Origin of the sequence: Pseudoduganella sp. R-43 (assembly GCF_049913255.1) — a bacterium.
Classification (GTDB): Bacteria; Pseudomonadota; Gammaproteobacteria; order Burkholderiales; family Burkholderiaceae_D; genus Rugamonas.
In genome coordinates this window covers 3,449,610-3,468,594 of the sequence record NZ_CP183988.1, presented here as the reverse complement: position 1 = coordinate 3,468,594, position 18,985 = coordinate 3,449,610, and the positions used below count along the sequence as shown (strand labels likewise).

The 18,985-nt window shown below is 64.1% G+C and carries 17 protein-coding genes; 12 read left to right on the top strand and 5 right to left on the bottom strand.

Features of this window, described 5'->3' with window-relative positions:
- Positions 1-9: 9 nt before the first annotated feature.
- The 3 genes from ACN9M3_RS15930 to ACN9M3_RS15920 form a co-directional block, all read right to left on the bottom strand.
- Complete coding sequence (locus ACN9M3_RS15930; RefSeq protein WP_426317906.1) at positions 10-651, bottom strand: DUF6000 family protein; 642 nt, start codon at positions 649-651, stop codon at positions 10-12.
- A gap of 142 nt (positions 652-793) precedes the next feature.
- Positions 794-1,312, bottom strand: coding sequence for a GNAT family N-acetyltransferase (locus tag ACN9M3_RS15925; RefSeq protein WP_426161415.1), 519 nt, complete (start codon positions 1,310-1,312; stop codon positions 794-796).
- 91 nt (positions 1,313-1,403) lie between these two features.
- Positions 1,404-1,862 (bottom strand): CBS domain-containing protein, encoded by a 459-nt coding sequence (locus tag ACN9M3_RS15920; RefSeq protein ID WP_426161414.1) that lies wholly within the window; start codon positions 1,860-1,862, stop codon positions 1,404-1,406.
- A gap of 145 nt (positions 1,863-2,007) precedes the next feature.
- Here ACN9M3_RS15920 and ACN9M3_RS15915 point away from each other — a divergent pair, with 145 nt between their 5' ends.
- Both ACN9M3_RS15915 and ACN9M3_RS15910 read left to right on the top strand, forming a co-directional pair.
- Entirely contained in the window at positions 2,008-3,318 is a 1,311-nt protein-coding gene (locus ACN9M3_RS15915; protein WP_426317905.1) for an O-acetylhomoserine aminocarboxypropyltransferase, read from the top strand.
- Between the two features lie 2 nt (positions 3,319-3,320).
- On the top strand, positions 3,321-4,109 hold the full coding sequence (locus tag ACN9M3_RS15910) for an alpha/beta fold hydrolase (RefSeq protein ID WP_426317904.1): 789 nt from the start codon (positions 3,321-3,323) through the stop codon (positions 4,107-4,109).
- Between the two features lie 9 nt (positions 4,110-4,118).
- Here the strand turns inward: ACN9M3_RS15910 and ACN9M3_RS15905 are convergent, their stop codons facing one another.
- Complete coding sequence (locus tag ACN9M3_RS15905; protein ID WP_426317903.1) at positions 4,119-5,471, bottom strand: YihY family inner membrane protein; 1,353 nt, start codon at positions 5,469-5,471, stop codon at positions 4,119-4,121.
- Between the two features lie 53 nt (positions 5,472-5,524).
- Between ACN9M3_RS15905 and wrbA the strand changes: the two genes are divergently transcribed.
- The 10 genes from wrbA to ACN9M3_RS15855 are packed head-to-tail and all read left to right on the top strand — an operon-like array spanning position 5,525 to position 17,452.
- Complete coding sequence (gene wrbA, locus ACN9M3_RS15900; RefSeq protein WP_426161411.1) at positions 5,525-6,139, top strand: NAD(P)H:quinone oxidoreductase; 615 nt, start codon at positions 5,525-5,527, stop codon at positions 6,137-6,139.
- A complete protein-coding gene (locus ACN9M3_RS15895; protein ID WP_426317902.1) occupies positions 6,132-6,533 on the top strand; it encodes a DUF2069 domain-containing protein in 402 nt (133 codons plus the stop codon). The genes wrbA and ACN9M3_RS15895 overlap by 8 nt, the downstream gene beginning before the upstream one ends.
- A 2-nt stretch (positions 6,534-6,535) precedes the next feature.
- A complete protein-coding gene (locus ACN9M3_RS15890; protein ID WP_426317901.1) occupies positions 6,536-7,948 on the top strand; it encodes an FAD-binding oxidoreductase in 1,413 nt (470 codons plus the stop codon).
- Entirely contained in the window at positions 7,945-8,370 is a 426-nt protein-coding gene (locus ACN9M3_RS15885; RefSeq protein ID WP_426317900.1) for a DUF4124 domain-containing protein, read from the top strand. Before ACN9M3_RS15890 ends, ACN9M3_RS15885 begins: the two co-directional genes overlap by 4 nt.
- Complete coding sequence (locus ACN9M3_RS15880) at positions 8,358-10,928, top strand: FtsX-like permease family protein (protein WP_426317899.1); 2,571 nt, start codon at positions 8,358-8,360, stop codon at positions 10,926-10,928. Before ACN9M3_RS15885 ends, ACN9M3_RS15880 begins: the two co-directional genes overlap by 13 nt.
- Positions 10,928-11,995, top strand: a complete 1,068-nt coding sequence (locus ACN9M3_RS15875) for a lipocalin-like domain-containing protein (RefSeq protein WP_426317898.1) — start codon at positions 10,928-10,930, stop codon at positions 11,993-11,995. The genes ACN9M3_RS15880 and ACN9M3_RS15875 overlap by 1 nt, the downstream gene beginning before the upstream one ends.
- Positions 11,996-12,015: 20 nt before the next feature.
- Positions 12,016-13,833: an ABC transporter transmembrane domain-containing protein gene (locus ACN9M3_RS15870; protein ID WP_426317897.1), complete on the top strand. Its 1,818-nt coding sequence runs from the start codon at positions 12,016-12,018 to the stop codon at positions 13,831-13,833.
- Between the two features lie 8 nt (positions 13,834-13,841).
- Positions 13,842-14,921 carry a threonine aldolase family protein gene (locus ACN9M3_RS15865; protein WP_426317896.1) on the top strand — a complete coding sequence of 360 codons (1,080 nt, stop codon included), beginning with the start codon at positions 13,842-13,844 and terminating at the stop codon, positions 14,919-14,921.
- Positions 14,918-16,468, top strand: coding sequence for a DEAD/DEAH box helicase (locus ACN9M3_RS15860; protein WP_426317895.1), 1,551 nt, complete (start codon positions 14,918-14,920; stop codon positions 16,466-16,468). The genes ACN9M3_RS15865 and ACN9M3_RS15860 overlap by 4 nt, the downstream gene beginning before the upstream one ends.
- A gap of 12 nt (positions 16,469-16,480) precedes the next feature.
- On the top strand, positions 16,481-17,452 hold the full coding sequence (locus ACN9M3_RS15855; RefSeq protein WP_426317894.1) for a thymidylate synthase: 972 nt from the start codon (positions 16,481-16,483) through the stop codon (positions 17,450-17,452).
- On the opposite strand, the gene ACN9M3_RS15850 is transcribed toward ACN9M3_RS15855, so the two are convergent.
- Positions 17,449-18,975, bottom strand: a complete 1,527-nt coding sequence (locus tag ACN9M3_RS15850) for a M48 family metallopeptidase (RefSeq protein WP_426317893.1) — start codon at positions 18,973-18,975, stop codon at positions 17,449-17,451. The two genes, ACN9M3_RS15855 and ACN9M3_RS15850, sit on opposite strands and share 4 nt — an antisense overlap.
- Positions 18,976-18,985: the final 10 nt, after the last annotated feature.

The following is an 18,985-nucleotide window of genomic DNA, read 5'->3' as shown; positions in this document are numbered from 1 at the left end:
GGGAACCAACTATGTGGCGGCAACTAAGGCTATGCGCCCTTTAAGATTTTCGACGTTCTTCATGGTCTGCGAAAAGCGAACTATGCTCTCATCGAGATTCCAGTCTATCTTGTTTGCAATAAATTTTTCCCATTCCGCTTGAAAGCGAGAAGCGCGTTCCGTTTCATTGAGTCTATCAAGGTAGGAAAGCGCAGCCATCGCCTGCGCCTGATCGAACCAAAGGTTAGGTTGAGTCAGGTAGTAGGACAAGTATTCCTCAAGATACCCAACCGATTCGTCAGAATTGAGGGCTGCAAGTGCAACGCAATACGCTACGCCGGCATAACACACGTCGCTTCTTAGCAAGAGGCGGCCTATCAAGGCCGTAAATTCCGCTTTCCCTGAAACCGCAACGAGGTACGCTGCAACCGATCGCGGGCGCCAGTCGAAATTAGCTAGCAATTTCGATATCAGTTCGACTGAAACGAGGGGAAAATTCTTGACCAAAAAGTCCTGAGCATCTACCTTTTGAATACCAAAATATAGTGGCCGTACCCAAATTTCCCTGAGCTCAGCTGCCAGAATCTCGCTATCCACTGGTACCTCAAGTGTGCTGAATGGACTTGAATGCACGACCGTAGCACCAGCGGTGTGAAGTTGCACCGGATTCATAGGAGCAGTTATTCCTTCAAAAATTGTGAGTCGGCTCCTGGTCGAGACCGACGTTAGGAACCTCGCACCCAGGCTGCCTTTGAGGCCGGTCATAATTTTATGCTAGAAGCGGCCTGGCCGCTCCTGGCCGACTGGGGCCGAGTCACATGCACTCGCGCATGTAACTACCGATTACCTTTCCGTTCAGCTCAGTTTCCATTTCGAAGGTCATTCCTAAGCGCTCGGCAACGCGACGCGACGATTCATTGCCAGAACTGATAAGAGCCCGCACTTTCGGTTCGCGCCGCACCTCGAAAACATATTTCAAGACCGCCGCAGCCGCCTCGTTCGCAATTCCTTTCCCCCAGAATGCTCGATAGGTATTCCATCCCATTTCCATCACAGTTGATTGTTCGCGAAAGAAAGCTCCAACACTGCCTACAAGCTGGCCAGTTTGCTTATCCTCTATAGCCCACCATCCAGCTCCGTGGACGAGCCATAATCCAGCATGTGAAGTGAAGATTCTCCAAGCCGTCTGACGGTCAGCCGAGCCCAAGTGAACGGAGCTCTCCGGATTCATCAAATGGTCTGCAAATAAGTCGAAATCGGCGCGCCGATATTCGCGAAGAGTAAGCCTTTCTGTCTGAAGGTGCGGTACGGAAGTGGTGAACGCGTGATTCATCTGGGGCATCCTTTAATGGGTCACATGATCATGGCGGCAAACTCATAAAACAAAAGCCGCCCGCAGGCGGCTTCGCTTGCTGATGCCAGTGTCAGCTTTCCGACTTTTCTTCTTCTTCGGCCGGCCAGTCGCGGATATACGCCTTCAGCATGCGGTTCTCGAAGCTTTGCGCTTCCAGCACGGCACGGGCCACGTCGTAGAACGAAATCACGCCCAGCAGGGTCTTGGCGTTCATCACCGGCAGGTAGCGCGCATGCTTTTCCAGCATGATGCGGCGCACTTCATTGACTTCGGTGTCCGGGGTCACGGTGATCGGGTGGTCGTCCATGTGCTTGCGCACGGTGCCGCCGCCGACCGAGCCCTGGTTCGCGTGCAGCGCCTTCAGCACTTCGCGGAACGTGAGCATGCCGACCAGGTCACCATATTCCATCACCACCAGCGAACCGATGTCTTTTTCGGCCATGGTGTTCGCCGCTTCGACCAGCGGCTGGTCCGGAGTGATTGTATAGAGGATGTTCCCTTTGACTTGGAGGATTTCAGATACTTTCATTTTGGGCCGTCCTGTCCGGTGGTGATTATGGTTTTATTGTAAGCCTTACCATCGAATTTAGCGTATGCCAAGTGAAAAATCCAGAGTTGGATTAATCAAAACGCAACAGTATTCACGAGCTAAATAACACGATAGCATGGCAACCATGACAACGCCAAATTATCCCGGGTTCGATACCCTTGCCCTGCATGCGGGCGCCACGCCAGATCCGGCCACCGGCAGCCGCGCGACTCCCATCCATTTCACGTCATCCTTCGCTTTCCGCGACTCTGACCATGCGGCTGCCCTGTTCAATATGGAACGGGCCGGCCACGTATATTCGCGCATCTCCAACCCTACCAATGCGGTGCTGGAGGAGCGCATGGCGGCGCTGGAGGGGGGCGTGGCAGGCATTGCCACCGCCAGCGGCCAGGCGGCCATGCACCTTGGCCTGGCCACGATTGCCGGCGCGGGGTCGCACATTGTTTCGTCGCGGGCGCTGTACGGCGGATCGCACAACCTGCTCGGTTATACGTTGAAACGCTTCGGGATCGAGACCACTTTTGTCGATCCGCGCGACCTTGACGCATGGCGCTCTGCGATCCGGCCCAACACCAAGGTGCTGTTCGGCGAAACCCTGGGCAATCCGGGCCTGGATGTACTGGATATTCCCAACGTGGCGGCAATCGCCCACGAAGCGCACCTGCCGCTGATGGTCGACTCCACCTTCACCACGCCCTACCTCCTGCGGCCCTTCGAGCACGGCGCCGACCTGGTTTTCCATTCCGCCACCAAATTCCTGTGCGGGCATGGCACAGCGATCGGCGGCGTTCTGGTCGATGGCGGCACCTTCGACTGGCAGGCGGCCTACGAGGCAACCGGGCGTTTCGCCGAGCTGTGCGAACCGTATGACGGTTTCCACGGCATGGTGTTTGCCGAAGAATCGACCGTGGCTGCGTTTGCCCTGCGGGCGCGGCGCGAAGGCTTGCGCGACTTTGGAGCAGCCATGAGCCCGCACAATGCCTTTGCCATCCTTCAGGGCGTGGAAACGCTGGCGGTGCGCATGGACCGGCACGTGGCCAACACGCGGCGCGTGGCGGAATTCCTGCTTTCCAACCAGGCTATCGAGTCGGTAATCTACCCGGAACTGGACAGCCATCCCGACCGCGCGCTGGCGGCCCGGCTGCTGCCCAAGGGCGCCGGCGCCGTCCTTTCCTTCACCTTGAAGGGTGACCGCGCGGCCGGCAAGCGCTTTGTCGACAGCCTGAAGGTGTTTTCGCACCTGGCCAACGTCGGCGATGCGCGTTCGCTGGTGATCCACCCTGCTTCGACCACGCATTTCCGCGTGCCGGCCGACCAGCTGGCGGCATCGGGGATTGCTGAAGGCACCATGCGGTTGTCGGTTGGACTGGAAGACGCCGACGACCTGCTCGAGGACCTGGCGCGCGGGCTCAAAGCCTCGCAGAAAGGGGCTTGAGCATGATGTTCGGCGATTCGTATTGCTATACGGGCGGCAAGGCCTTTGATCCGGGACTGCCGACGGTGGTCATGATCCATGGTGCGCAGAACGATCATTCGGTCTGGGCGCTGCAATCGCGCTACCTGGCGCATCACGGCTTTGGCGTGTTGGCGGTCGACTTGCCAGGCCATGGCCGCAGCCGTGGCGCCGCGCTGCGCAGCGTTGAGGAAATGGCCGCCTGGCTGCTTTCCCTGCTGGACGCTGCCGGCGTCGAAAAGGCCGCGCTGGTCGGGCACAGCATGGGTTCCCTGATCGCGCTGGAGGCCGCCTATCGCGCGCCACAGCGCTTTACGCGACTGGCGCTGCTGGGGGCCACCTATCCCATGAAGGTTTCCGATGCGCTGCTGGGGGCCGCGCGCGAAGCCGAAGGCGACGCCATCGACATGGTCAACATCTGGTCGCACAGTTCGTACGCGCAGAAACCGTCCTGCCCTGGACCGGGCTTTTATGTCAGTGGAATGTCGAAGCGGCTGATGGAGCGCATTTCTGCCCAAGGCGAAGACCTGCTGTTCCACACTGATTTCACCGCTTGCAACAACTATGCGAACGGCGACTCGGCGGCAGCCAGTGTCAGCTGCCCGGTGCAGTTCATCTTTGGCAGCAAGGACATGATGACGCCCCCACGCAGCACCAAGGCCTTGCTGGCGGCACTGCCGGGTGCGAAAACCGTGACGGTCGATGCGGGCCACCAGATGATGGCCGAGCAGCCGGATGCCGTGCTCGACGCGCTGCTGGCCTTCCTGCGCTAAACCCCGTCCTCAGGCGGCGCCGAAGTGCGCCGCCAGCGTGCTGCCGAGGCCCGACTCCACCGCGGATTCGACCTGGCGCGCCAGGGCGGCGGCATCGCGGCTGGCCTGGCGGTCCGCTTCATCGTCCGAATCGGCCAGCACGCCGGCGTTGAGCGACATGCCGCCAAATACGAACAGGCGGTAGACGTCCGCCACCGTGATCTTGTGGACGTTGGCCAGCAGCACCCAATTGTCCGCGCCTTCACTGACACGCTTGCCGAACTGCACGCGCGGCGGCGGCGCCATCTTCACCTTCGCCACCCAGCCTGGCACCAGCATCTTTTGCAGCAAAGAGTCCATTTCGTCGAAGCCAAGACGGGTGCGTCCGCGCATCTCGGCCGAGCTGACGGCGGCGTTATCACCCCGCTCGCGCGCCTCGTGCAGCACTTTCAGCACCGCCATGGCATCCACGAATTCACCGCCCGGCACCGCCTCGTGCCACCAGCGCTCGTACTTCACCACCGGCAGCGCCGCGGTCAGCAAGGCGCCCAGCAGCGTGATCAGCCAGGAAACGTAGATCCACAGCAGGAACAAGGGCAGCGCCGCCAGGGCGCCATAGATCTTCGAATAGGTTGGCGCCTGCGTAATGAAGATCGCAAAGCCGCGCTTGGCCAACTCAAAGGACACCGCCGCCAGCGCGCCGCCGCAAATCGCGTCGCGCCAGTCCACCATCCGGTTCGGCACCGTGATGTAGAGGAAGGTAAAGGCCAGGGTGGTCAGCAGGACCGACAGCAGCGTATAGAAAACCGGCCCGGTCACCGTGCCAACCAGGCCGCTGGTGGCATCGAACAGGTGGGTCGAGAGGCTGATCGACACGCCGATCAGCAAGGGGCCAAGGGTGATCAGCGCCCAGTACACCAGCACGCGCCGCACCAGGCGGCGTTCGGTCTTGACGCGCCAGATGCGGTTGAAGGCGCGCTCGATCATGCTCATCATCGCGACGGATGTCAGCACCAGGGTTACCGCGCCCACCGCCGACAGCCGCGTCGCCTTGGCTGCAAACGTCGTCAGGTAGCCCAGGATGGTGCTGGAAATCGCTTTGGGCATCACGCTCTTGATGAAATACGCTTCCAGCGCAGTGCGGAAGGTATTGAACATCGGGAATGTGGTGAAGATGGCCAACGCGATCGTCAGGACCGGCACCAGCGCAAAAACGGTGGTAAATGTCAGGCCGCCAGCCACCTGCGGCAGGCTTTCCTCGCGCAGGCGGCGGCGCCCGAACTGGATCAGGTCATGCAGTTCGTTCCACGAGAGCGCACGCAGTTCAGCCACGCCTTTTGTGCAGGCGCGTGCTACGTTGGTATAGAGAGACTTAAAAACCATCAGTGAAGCTTATTAGTCATGCAACTTGTGTAAAGGGCCATATAATAGCAACGATGAACAGAACTAACCTCACAATTCTCATTTTGTATTATTCAAGGCACGGATCCGTGCGCAAACTGGCGGAAATGATTGCCCAGGGCGTTGAATCCGTACCGGGCTGCGATGCCCGCCTGCGTACCGTGCCGGCCGTTTCCACCGTGACGGAAGCGACCGAGCCGGAAGTGCCGCTGGATGGCGCGCCGTATGTGGAATTGCAGGACTTGGAGCAGTGCGACGGCTTGGCGCTGGGCTCCCCCACCCGCTTCGGCAACATGGCAGCGGCCATGAAGTATTTTTGGGACGGGACGTCGGCGCAGTGGCTGTCCGGCACCCTGTCCGGCAAGCCGGCCTGCGTCTTCACCTCGACCGGCAGCCAGCACGGCGGCCAGGAGTCGACCTTGCTGACGATGATGGTGCCGTTGCTGCACCATGGGATGATGGTCATGGGCCTGCCCTACACCCATCCCGAACTGATGACGACGACTAGCGGCGGCTCGCCATACGGCGCCAGCCACTGGTCGGGACTGGACGGCAAGAAGCCGTTCACGGAAGATGAGAAACGCCTGGCGATCGCGATGGGTCGCCGGCTGGCCGAAGCGGCCATCAAGCTGCGGGGACGAAATGAATAGCACGAAGCATAAACTTTTCCATTGGGGCGCCATCGCCAGCCTGGCTTTGCTCATCATGTGGAGCGTGGCCTGGGAGATGTGGTTGTCTCCGTTGAAACCGGGCGGCTCCTGGCTGGTACTGAAGGCGGTACCGCTGCTGTTCCCGCTGCTGGGCGTTATCAAGCGCGATATCTATACGCTGCAGTGGACCTCGATGATGATCCTGGTCTACTTCATCGAAGGCGTGGTACGCGCTTACGGCGACAAAGTCACGCCGTGGCTCGGCTGGGGCGAAGTTGCCATTGTCGTGGTGTACTTCCTGTGCGCCATCCTTTATGTGCAGCCTTATAAGAAGGCGGCCAGGCAGGCCGCCCGCGAATTGCTGGAAAAGGTCAACACCAGCAAGACCAAGTAAACATGGATAATTCCGCTTTCCTGGGCGCTTGCCGCGCCCTGCTCGGCGACGCCCACGTCATTTCCGGCGAAGCGGATATGGCGCCCTTTCTGCGCGACTGGCGCGGACGTTTCACCGGCCGCGCGCTGGCTGTGCTGCGGCCGGCCGATACCGAACAAGTCGCCGCCACGGTCAAGCTGTGCGTGGCAGCGCGCATTCCGATCGTGCCGCAAGGCGGCAACACGGGACTGGTACTGGGCAGCGTGCCTGACGCCAGCGGAAGCGCCGTGGTGCTGTCGCTCGCGCGCATGCAGAAGGTGCGCCAGGTCGACGCGGTCAACCGCACCATGACGGTCGACGCCGGCGTGATCCTGCAACGAGCGCAGGAAGCAGCGGCCGAACATGGCTGCCTGTTCCCGCTCTCGCTGGCGGCGGAAGGCAGTTGCACCATTGGCGGCAACCTGTCCACCAATGCCGGCGGCACCGGCGTGCTCCGCTACGGCAATACGCGTGAACTCTGCCTGGGGCTGGAAGTCGTCACGCCGCAGGGCGAGGTCTGGTCCGGCCTGCGCGGCCTGCGCAAGGACAATACCGGCTACGACCTGCGCGACCTGTTCATCGGCGCCGAAGGCACGCTGGGCATCATTACCGGCGCAGTGCTCAAGCTATACCCGCAACCCAAGGCTTCGGTCACGGCGCTGGCGGCGATGGAATCGCCGGCGGCCGCACTGCGGCTGCTGTCGGTCATGCAGGACCATTGCGGCGCGAGCCTGACCGGCTTTGAGCTGATGTCGGCGTTTTGCATGCGCCTGGTGGCCAAGCACTTCCCGGCACTGCCGCAGCCGCTGGCCGACGGACATGCGCAATACGCCCTACTGGAACTCTCCAGCAGCGAATCGGAGGCCCATGCGGCGGCGCTGCTCGAGCGCGCACTTGGCGCGGCGCTTGGCGAAGGCGCGGTGCAGGATGCGGTGGTTGCCAGCTCCGCAGCGCAATCGCGCGGGCTGTGGGACCTGCGCGAGCATATTCCACTGGCCCAGGCAGCCGACGGCAAGAACATCAAGCATGATATTTCGCTGCCGGTTTCCTCGATTGCCGACTTCATCGCCGGCACGGAACCGAAGTTGCAGGCCGCTTTCCCCGGTTGCCAGCTGGTGTGCTTCGGCCACCTGGGCGATGGCAACCTGCATTTCAACGTCGCGCCGCCGGCTGGTGTAGCGAACGAAGACTTCCTGCATAGCCAGGAGGCCGTCAACCGCGTCGTGCACGATGCCGTGGCAGCCTATGGCGGCTCGATTTCGGCCGAGCACGGGATTGGCGCCTTGAAGCGTGACGAACTGGCGCGCTACAAGTCGCCGGTAGAGTTGAACCTGATGCGGGCCATCAAGGCCGCATTGGATCCTTTGGGCCTGATGAATCCCGGGAAAATCCTATGAAAATCCTGCTCTTGCTGCTGTTGGCGACGGTGCTCCCCGCAGGCGCGCAAGCCCTGCATAAGTGCACCGTCGATGGAAAAGTGAGCTACTCGCAGCAACCATGCGAGAAAGGAGTCGCCAGCACGATCGCCGTGCCGTCGGCGCCGGCGCCCGATCCCGCTGCCGCAGCGGACCTGAAGCGCCAGGAACGCGAAGCCGAGAAAATGGCCAGCCAGCGCCGCAAAAAGGAGGCGCGCGAGGAGCGTGAAAGCCGGGCCGAGGCACGGGCCGTGGCCAGCCATAACAAGAAATGCAAGAAACTCCAGATGCAGCACAAATGGGCGGAGGAAGATGCGCGCGGCGCCACGCTCCAGAACACCGAACGCGCCAGGCTGAAAGCGAAACGCGCCGCAGACATGTACCACCTGGAATGCGGCGGCTGACGCGCTGGCTGGCCATTGGCGAGTGGCGCGCGCACCCGGTGCGGGCGCTGACCGCTATTGCAGCGATTGCAATCGGGGTGGCGCTGGGGTTTGCCATCCACCTCGTCAACGCAGCTGCGCTGAACGAGTTCACTACCGCTGTCCACAGTTTGTCGGGGCAGGCAGATATCCAGGTCAGCGGGACCGAAGCCACGTTCGATGAGGCGGCCTACCCGATCCTCGCGCGCCTGCCGGAAGTGGCTATGGCCTCGCCCGTGCTTGAATTCGACGCTTCCTTGCCCGGTGCCCGGCAAGCACTGAAAATTATCGGCCTTGACGTGTTCCGGGCGGGCTTTATCACGCCGGACCTGATCGGCGCACCGGAAGAAGACCTGCCCTACGACACGCTGGCTGACGACGCGATCTTCCTGTCGCCCGCGGCGATGAATTGGCTGCAATCGCGGCCCGGCGGCGAACTTCGGCTCCAGGCAGGCAGCCAGGTCGCCGTGCTGCGCGTCGCCGGTTCGCTGCAACGTGCACGCGTGGGGCAGCGTTTTGCGGTCATGGATATTGCTGCGGCGCAGTGGCATTTCCAGCGGCTGGGCAAGTTGTCGCGCGTCGATTTGAAGTTGCGCGATGGCGTCGATCGCGGCGCATTTGAACGCTCGCTGTCCGCACAGCTGGAGCGCGAGTTCCCGGGCCGCTTCCGGGTAGGGCAACCGAATGATGCGGAGCAGGAAAGCCGCAATGCGAATTTGAGCCGGGCCTATCGCGTCAACCTGAGTGTGCTGGCGCTGGTCGCCTTGTTCACCGGCGCCTTCCTCGTATTTTCGTCGCAGGCCTTGTCGGTGCTGCGGCGTCGCAGCGAGTTTGCGCTGCTGCGGGTATTGGGGCTGGAACGCCGGCAGTTGATCCGCCAGGTGCTGCTGGAAGGCGCTCTGCTGGGCAGCATCGGCTCGGTGCTCGGCGTGGCTGGCGGTTACGCGCTGGCCGCTGCCGTGCTGCGGCTGTTTGGCGGCGACCTTGGAGCAGGCTACTTTGCCGGCGTGCAGCCAAGCGTGCAGTGGGTGCCGGTTGCGGCACTGGCCTACTTCGGGCTGGGACTGGGCGTGGCCTTGCTTGGCGGCCTGGCGCCGGCTTTCGACGCGGCCCGCGCGCGGCCTGCCGTGGCGCTCAAGGCCGGCACGGACGAAACTGCGCTGCGGCCGCTGTCGCGTCCCTGGCCCGGACTGGCCTGCCTTGGCGCAGCCGGCGCCATGACCTTCGCGCCGCCGGTGCTGGAGTTGCCGGTCTTTGGCTACCTGTCGATTGCCCTGCTTCTCATTGGCGCCATTGCCCTGATGCCGCGGCTGTCCGGCATTGTTTTCGCCGCACTCTCCCGCCATGCGGCATCCAGCCGCGCGGCCCCGCGCCCGACCGCCGGCCCGGCAGCGGCAAGTCCCGTGTTCACCCTGGCGCTGGCCAGGCTTGCCAATGCATCAGGCCAGGCCGGCATAGCACTGGGTGGGGTGCTGGCGAGTTTCAGCCTGATGGTGGCAATGGCCATCATGGTAGCCAGCTTCCGTACCTCGGTCGATGAATGGGTGCTGCGCATCCTGCCGGCCGACGTGTACGCACGCAGCGCATCGGCCGGCGCCACCGGCGGCCTCTCGCCCGCCGAGCAGGCAGCGTTGCGCACCGTTCCCGGCATCGCCCGCATCGAATTCCTGCGCGTACGCTCGGTCTCCCTGGCGCCCGACCGGGCCAACGTCGCCGTGCTGGCGCGCGAAGTCGACCCGGCCGACCCTGGGCGCGCAATGGTCCTCGTCGAGGGGACGGCGCATGCGGCTACCGCGCTGCCGCCGGCCTGGGTCTCGGAAGCCATGTCCGACCTGTACGGCCTGCGCCCCGGCGCCACGCTGCGCCTGCCGCTGCAGGGCAAGCTGCGCGAGTTCCACGTCGCCGGCGTCTGGCGCGACTACGCCCGCGCCGGAGGCGCCGTCATCGTGCGCCGCTCCGATTACATTGCCATGACCGGCGACCGCGACGCCGGCGACGCCGCCATCTGGCTGGCCAAGAACGCCAGCGCAGCCCAGGTACAGCAAAGCATCCGCAAGCTGCCCTTCGGCGAACTGGTCGAAACCAGCGTTCCCTCCGAGATCCGCAACCTGACGCTGAAAATCTTCGACCGCAGCTTCGCAGTGACGTACCTGCTGGAAGCGATCGCCATCGTCATCGGCCTGTTTGGCGTCGCCGCCACATTCTCGGCCCAGACGCTGGCACGGGCCCGCGAGTTCGGCATGCTGCGCCATGTTGGCGTCACGCGCGGCCAGGTGCTGGGCATCCTCGCGCTGGAAGGTGCCGCCTTGACCACCCTCGGCATCCTGGCCGGCTTCGCCCTCGGCTGGGTCATCAGCCTGGTGCTGGTCCACGTCATCAACCCGCAATCTTTCCACTGGACGATGCAGATGCACTATCCCTGGCCGCTGCTGGCGACCGTCGCCCTGGCCCTGCTGCTGTCGTCGGCAGCAACTGCGCTCATCGCAGGCCGGCAGGCCCTGTCCGGCGGTCCAATCCGCGCCGTGAGGGAGGACTGGTGATGCGCGCCCTGCTTTGCCTCCTGCTCGCGCTGGCTGTCAACCTGCCGTTGAAGGCAGCCGACTTCACGCCGGTCACGCCTGGCGTCCAGCTCCAGTTCCCGCGCGACTTCGGCGCCCACCCCGGCTTCAAGACCGAATGGTGGTACGCCACCGGCTGGCTCGGCACCGCCGACGGCCGCCAGCTCGGCTACCAGGTCACCTTCTTCCGCAGCAGCACGGGACATGGCCGCGACAACCCGAGCCGGTTTGCACCGAAGGACATCATCGTCGCGCACGTCGCGCTGTCCGATCCGGCGCAAGGCAAGCTGCTGCACGACCAGCGCACTGCGCGCGCGGGCTTCGGCCTCGCCGGCGCCTCCACCGCGGACACCAGCGTGCACCTGGATGGCTGGCGCATGGAGCGCGCCGAAGACGGCACTTATCAGATCGACATCGAAGCCGCGGCTTTCACGCTGGCGCTGAAGCTGCAGCCCACCCAGCCAGTCCTGCTGCAAGGCGACGCCGGCTTTTCCCGCAAAGGCCCCAGGCCGGAACAGGCAAGTTATTACTATAGCAAGCCGCAACTGCGCACCAGCGGCACCCTCACCCGCCGCGGAGCCGCGCCACAGGCCGTGCAAGGCGTCACCTGGCTCGATCACGAATGGTCAAGCCAGGTGCTCGATCCCGCAGCCGCAGGTTGGGACTGGACCGGCATCAACCTCGATGATGGCGGCGCCCTGATGGCATTCCAGATCAGGGACCGCCAAGGTGGTAAACTGTGGGCCCACGCGACATGGCGCGATGCATCCGGTAAGATCACGCACTATTCGCAGGACCAGGTCAGTTTTACTCCGCAGCAGCGATGGAAATCGCCGCACACGCACGCCGAGTATCCCGTCGCCACCCTGATATCCACCGGCCCCGAACAGTGGCAGGTCAGTCCTTTGCAGCAGGACCAGGAACTGGATTCGCGCCGTTCGACCGGCGCCGTGTATTGGGAGGGCGCGGTGACCGTCACGCGCGGCGGCAAACCGGCGGGGCGCGGCTACCTGGAGTTGACGGGCTATGTCCGTCCGATGAAACTTTGAACAAGAACGTAGAATACGCAATGAGCACCACCGACAACGGCCAGCCTGAAGCCCGAGAACTCAAGAAAGGCAGCCTGGCCGCCTTCAAGGGCCTGCTGCCCTTCCTCAAGCCTTACCGCAACCGCTTCGTCATTGCCGGCATTGCGCTGGTGGTCGCTGCCGGCTCCACGCTGGCGATCCCCTACGCCTTCAAGCAGATGATCGACCTGGGCTTCGGCGCCAATGCCGGCGTGCGCAGCGCAACCCACGTTAACGAAGTGTTCCTGGCCCTGTTCGCAGTCGCTACGGTCTTGGCGCTGGCGACGGCGGCGCGCTTCTACAGCGTGTCCTGGCTCGGCGAACGCGTCACCGCCGACATCCGCAACGCCGTGTATTCCCACGTGGTTCAGCAAAGCCCCGAATTCTTCGAAACCACCAAGACCGGCGAAGTATTGTCGCGCCTGACCACCGACACCACCCTGATCCAGAGCGTTGTCGGCACCAGCATTTCGATGGCCTTGCGTAATGTGCTGCTCTTCCTCGGCGGCCTGGTGATGCTGTTTATTACCAGCCCCAAGCTGTCCTCCATCATCATCGGCCTGCTGGTGCTGACCGTGCTGCCGATCGTGATGTTTGGCCGCCGCGTGCGCAAGCTGTCGCGCGACTCCCAGGACCGCGTGGCCGATGCTTCGGCCATGGCCGGCGAAATCCTGAATGCCATGCCGACCGTGCAAGCCTTTACCCATGAAGGGCTGGAAGCGAAGCGCTTTGGCGGCTCCGTCGAAGGTGCGTTCAGCACCGCCATGCGCCGCATCCAGGCTCGTGCTTTCCTGACCATGCTGGCGATCGTGCTGGTATTCGGCACCATCGTTTTCGTGCTGTGGCTGGGCGCCCATGCGGTGCTGGAGGGGACCATGACGGGCGGCGACCTGGGCCAGTTCATCCTGTACGCCTCCATCGTCGCAGGCGCGATCGGCGCGCTGTCAGAGGTCATGGGAGAAGCCCAGCGCGCGGCCGGGGCGACCGAGCGCCTGCTCGAATTGCTGGCCGTGCGCTCCGACATCCAGAACCCGGCGCAAGCACAAGCCCTGCCGCCGCGCGCCGCCAATGGCGCGGCCCTGAGCTTGTCCGAGGTATCGTTCAGCTATCCTTCGCGCCCCGACACGCTGGCGCTGGACCACGTGACGCTCGATATCAAGCCGGGCGAAACCGTTGCCGTGGTTGGCCCCTCCGGCGCCGGCAAGACCACCCTGTTCCAGATGCTGCTGCGATTCTACGATCCGCAATCGGGCGCGATCCGCCTGGACGGCACCGACATCCGCCTGCTGGACCTGCATACCCTGCGCGGCGCCATCGGCATCGTTCCACAGGATACGGTGATTTTCTCGGCCGACGCGATGGAAAACATCCGCTATGGCCGTGCCGATGCAACCGACCAGGAAGTGATCCAGGCCGCACGCCTGGCTGCCGCCCACGAATTTATCGAACGCCTGCCTAACGGCTACAAGTCCTTCCTGGGCGAGCGCGGCGTGCGCCTGTCCGGCGGCCAACGCCAGCGCATTGCAATTGCCCGCGCCCTGCTGAAAAACCCGCCGCTGCTGCTGCTCGACGAAGCCACCAGCGCCCTGGATGCCGAATCCGAACGCCTGGTGCAGGGCGCCCTCGAGGCAGCCATGGTGGGCCGCACCACGATCATCATTGCGCACCGCCTGGCCACCGTGCAGCGCGCCGACCGCATCATCGTCATGGAAGACGGCAAGATCGTCGAAACCGGCACCCACCAGTCGCTGGTGGCGCTGGGCGGCATCTACGCCAACCTGGCGGCGCTGCAGTTCCACCATGTCCACGTGACCCATTGAGGCGCGACGTGAGCGACGCCGAACTGCGCCAGGGTTGCCACACCATCCTGCCAGGCCATCGCCAGCCTTCGCCGGCGCAGGTCTTTGGCGCCATGTCCGCCTGGTGCGAAGCCAACGGCATCGCCCATGACGTGTATGGCGAGGGTGAACTGATCCAGTCTTTCGAGCAGAAAGTCGCCGAGCTGCTGGGCTTCGAGGCCGCGGCCTTCTGCATCACCGGCACCATGACCCAGGTCACGGCACTGCGCCTGGCCTGCATGGAGCGCGGCAGCCGCCTGGTGGGCCTGCACCCGACAGCGCACATCTTCAAGCATGAACGCAGCAACCACCAGCTGCTGGACCACTTCCAGGCCATCCAGCTGGGCGACCTGCACCGCCCCTTCACGCTCGCAGATTTGCAGGCCGTGCCCGACCGGCTGGCAGCCGTGGCGCTCGAACTGCCGGCGCGTGAACTGGGCGGCCAGTCGCCGCGCTGGGACGAGCTGGCGGCGATCAAGTCCCACTGCCGCGAACATGGCATCCACTTGCACATGGATGGTGCGCGCCTGTGGGAGGCTGCTGCCGGCTACGGCCGAGCGCCGGCCGAGGTGGCGGCGGGCTTCGATAGCGTCTACGTTTCGCTTTACAAGGGCATCGGCGGCCTGGGCGGCGCCATGCTGCTGGGCAGCCGTGACTTCATCGCCCGTGCGCAGGAATGGTTCCGCCGCCAGGGCGGCAACGTGATCCACCGCACGCCCTACGTGGTCAGCGCTGCCATGGAGTTCGATGCACGGCTGGCGGCCATGCCCGAATATTTCCGCCGTACGCAATGGCTGTACGACACCTTGCGCGACTACCCCCGGCTGCGCGCCAATCCTGCGCGGCCGCATGCGAACATGTTGCATATCCATGTGCCGGTCGAGCGCGACCGCCTGCTGCAGATCCGCAACGAGATCGCTGCGCAGCATGGCGTGTGGCTGCTCAACCGCGCAACCCACGCGCAACTGTCCGGCGCCAGCTATACCGAATGGTATGTCGGCGATAACCTGCTTGCACTATCGGACGAACAAGTCCGCCACGCCCTCACTTTATGGAGCGACGCGCTATGAGTTTTGCTTCGCTGGACCTGATTGACGGGCTCCTTCGCACACTCGATTCGATCGGCTACAAGACGCCGACGCCAATTCAGAAACAAGCCATTCCCGCAATCCTGGCCGGCCGCGACCTGCTGGCCGCCGCACAAACCGGTACCGGCAAGACCGCCGCTTTCGCCCTGCCCCTGCTGCAGCGCCTGGCCATGGAAGGCGACCAGGCCGCCCCCAACCACGCGCGCTGCCTGGTGCTGGTTCCGACGCGCGAACTGGCCGACCAGGTGTACCAGAGCTTCCATACGTACGGCTTCAACTTGCCGCTGCGTTCCGCTGTCGCCTATGGCGGCGTGCCGATCGAGCCGCAGCTGGCAAAACTGCGCAAGGGACTGGATGTGCTGGTGGCCACGCCCGGCCGCCTGCTCGACCTCCATCGCAAAGGTGCGCTGGAGTTCGGCCAGTTGACCGCCCTGGTGCTGGACGAAGCCGACCGCATGCTGGACCTGGGCTTTGCAGCCGACCTGGATTTGCTGTTTGCCGCACTCCCGGTCGAGCGCCAGACCCTGCTGTTCTCGGCCACCATGCCGGAATCAATCCGGGCGATGGCCAGGCAGTTGCTGCGCGACCCGCTCACCGTCCAGGCCAGCGCTCCTAACACGGCAGCGCGCACCGTGCGCCAGCTGGTGTTCACCACCGACAAGCGCAGCAAGCCGGAGCTGTTCGTGCACCTGCTGCGCAAGGAGGGCTGGGGCCAGGTCCTGGTCTTCGTCAAGACACGCAAGGGTGTCGAGCAGTTGCTTGGCCTGTTGCAGGGCCAAGGCATCCCGGCCGATTCAATCCATGGCGACAAGCCGCAGCCGGCACGCATCAAGGCGCTGAAGCGCTTCAAGGCCAACGATGTGCAGATCCTGGTGGCGACCGACGTTGCAGCCCGGGGCCTGGATATCGAAGCCCTGCCGCTGGTGGTCAATTTCGACCTGCCGACCGTGGCCGAGGATTATGTCCACCGCATCGGCCGCACCGGCCGTGCCGGCGCCGAGGGTGAGGCAGTGTCGCTCGTTTGCGCCGACGAAGTCGAACTGCTGCGTGCAATCGAAAAGCTGACAGGCGCGGTCTTGCCGCGTCAGGAAGAAGCGGGCTTCGAGGCGGACCATCGCGTGCCTTCGACCGGCACGCCGAGCGCGCCCGCATCACGGACCGCCGGCGCCAGGCCTGCCCGCGGCGCAACCAGGCCGGCCAAAGGGACGGCAACCGGCCCCACGCAGCGAGCGGCCGCCAAGCAGCAGCCAGCCCGCGATGACACCCCTCGTCCGGCAGGCGGTTTCGGCGGGCTGAAAGAAGAACTGCCGCCAAAGGAAAAAGAACGCTCGCGCGGACCAATCTATGGCGCACGCGCCGGAAGCCCCGGCGCCGGCAGTGGCGCTAACGGAAACCGCGGCGGCGCTGGCGCCGTGGGCCCGAGTGGCGGCGGCAAAGTCGTGGTGACCGCCACGCGCGGCGCCAAGTCGGCAGCACGCGCCGCCGGCCGCGCAGCTTCCAAGCCCGGCGGCCGCGGCAACAAACGATAAACGGAGAATCGCATGAAGCAGTACAAGGAATTGATCAGCACCGTGCTGGAACAAGGAAGCTGGCAGGACAACCGCACCGGCATCCGCACCCTCAGCGTGCCGGGCGCGATGATGCGCTTTGACATGAACGACGGCTTCCCTGCCGTGACGACCAAGAAGCTGGCCTTCAAATCGGTGGTTGGCGAGCTGTGCGCCTTCCTGCGCGCCTCGCGCAGCGCCGCCGACTTCCGCGCCCTGGGCTGCAAGGTGTGGGACCAGAACGCCAATGAAAACGCCCAATGGCTGGCCAACCCGCACCGTACCGGCACTGACGACCTGGGCCCGGTGTACGGCGTGCAGTGGCGCCAGTGGCCGGGCTACAAGGTGCTGGACGCCACCGCCGCCGCGCAGATTGCGGACGCAGAACGCAACGGCTTCCGCCAGGTCGCCCCGCTGGACGAAGACGGCGTGCAGAAAGTGTTGATGTACAAGGCCATCGACCAGTTGCGCGAATGCCTGGACACCATCGTCAACAACCCCTCCAGCCGCCGCATCCTGTTCCACGGCTGGAACCCGGCCGTGCTGGACCAGGTGGCGCTGCCGGCCTGCCACCTGCTGTACCAGTTCATCCCGAACGCTACGACGCGCGAGATCTCCCTGTGCCTGTACGTGCGCAGCAACGATATCGGCCTGGGCACGCCCTTCAATATCGCAGAAGGCGCCGCCCTGCTGCACCTGGTGGCCCGCCTGACCGGCTACCAGCCGCGCTGGTTCAGCTACTTTATCGGCGATGCGCACATTTACGAGAACCACATGGACATGGTGCAGGAGCAGTTGAAGCGCGAGCCGCTGCCGCTGCCGCGACTGCACATCAATAGCCGCGTACCCGCTTTCGCCGAGACCGGCAAGTACGAACCGGAGTGGCTGGAGAAGATCGAGCCTTCCGACTTCACGCTGGAAGGCTACCAGCACCACGCGCCGCTGACGGCGCCGATGGCCGTTTAAGCCGGTTCGTCCTGGGGCACGATGCTGCCCCACCAGCGGTTGGCAACGGCTTCGCCGTCCCTCTCCAGCAAGAACTGGTAGCCGCGTTGTGCGGCTTCCTCCAGCAGGCGCGGCTCATTCAGCGCGGCCTCGCGCAGGTGGTCGACGCCACGGCGGTCGCCTTCGGCCACCAGCACGCGTCCATACATCAGCGAGGCGCGCGGATACGGGCCGCCGCCGCGCTTCATCAATTCGACCAGCGCCGGCTTGGCGGACGCGGTGTCTTCGAAGTCCAGCTTCAACGACGCCAGCTCCAGCAAATCCTGCACCGAAAGTTTCGACAGCGGCGATGCCGACAGCTCGCCGATGCGGACACGGGAATTCTGCACCTGGCGGAAGCGGTGAACCCAGCCGCGCGAATTGACGTCCCACCAATCCTGGTCCAGCTCCGCTTCCAGTTTCTTGCCGACGCCGGAGGCCAGCATCACGTCTGCAGCGCAGGTATCGACCGGCGGCGGCAGGACCGGCGCCATTTCGATGGCATCGAGCCGCTCGCGCAGGCAGGGATGGGTGTCGTCAAGATCCGAACGCGTGGCCCAGGCGGCGTCCAGCGCCTTCCTGGTGGCCCATTCGTCGTAGTTGGCCTTGATCGCCAGGCGCATGGAGGAGAACGGCATGAACGGCGGACGCTCCAGCCGATCCGCGTTCTCGTACATGCTGGGCCAGAAGTCGCGGGCAATCCAGTCGCCGAGCAGGCGGGCGCGTACCAGCATCTGGGAGGTCGCCGTGTGGCCAGCCATGTCGACGGCGGTCTGGTCGGCCTCGTATTCGTCCTGGCGCGACAGGACGAAGGTATAGGCGCTGTAATAAGGGAAGAAGCGCTTCAGGGCGCGCACGATCGCCGCGCTCACGACATTGTCGTCCGCACTGCTCTCCAGGTGCTGGTACATGGCGACGAACAGGCGGCGCTGGCGATAGATCCTGGTGGACCCTTTGGCGTGGTCGCCGCACAGGTGGCCGTATTCGTGGGCCAGCACGGCCAGCATCTCCTTCGGCGTGGAGCCGAGCAGGAACGGCAGCCCAACCAGCAGGTAGTTGCGGTAGCCCCCGAAAATGCCGAATCGGGCATGCTGCACGATCGCCGCATTGTATTCGTCTGTAATCAGCACGTGCTCGATACGCGGGCCATTCAGCTTGCCGTACAGCTTTTCGAGGATATCGAACAGCTTGGGCGCTTCATCGCGGACCAGTTCACGCCCGGTCGGCGGGTCCAGTCGCATGAGCATCACGCGCAGGATGACAAAGATCAGGGAAAGGAGGAACAGGCCGGCCAGGCCAGCCTTGATCATCGCAAAGGCACGGTGCGACTCGATTGCCCATTGCACCAGCATGGCGAATAACGCAAGCAGCCCGGCCAGCAACCCGAACAGGGTTGCATAGGCGGCCAGGCTGATGGCAAATACCTTGCGGCGGAAGGCTTCCGGGCTGGAATTTGAATCCAGCTCCAGCCGTCGGACTAAGTGCTCAAACGCTTTGTATTCCAATCATGCTCCT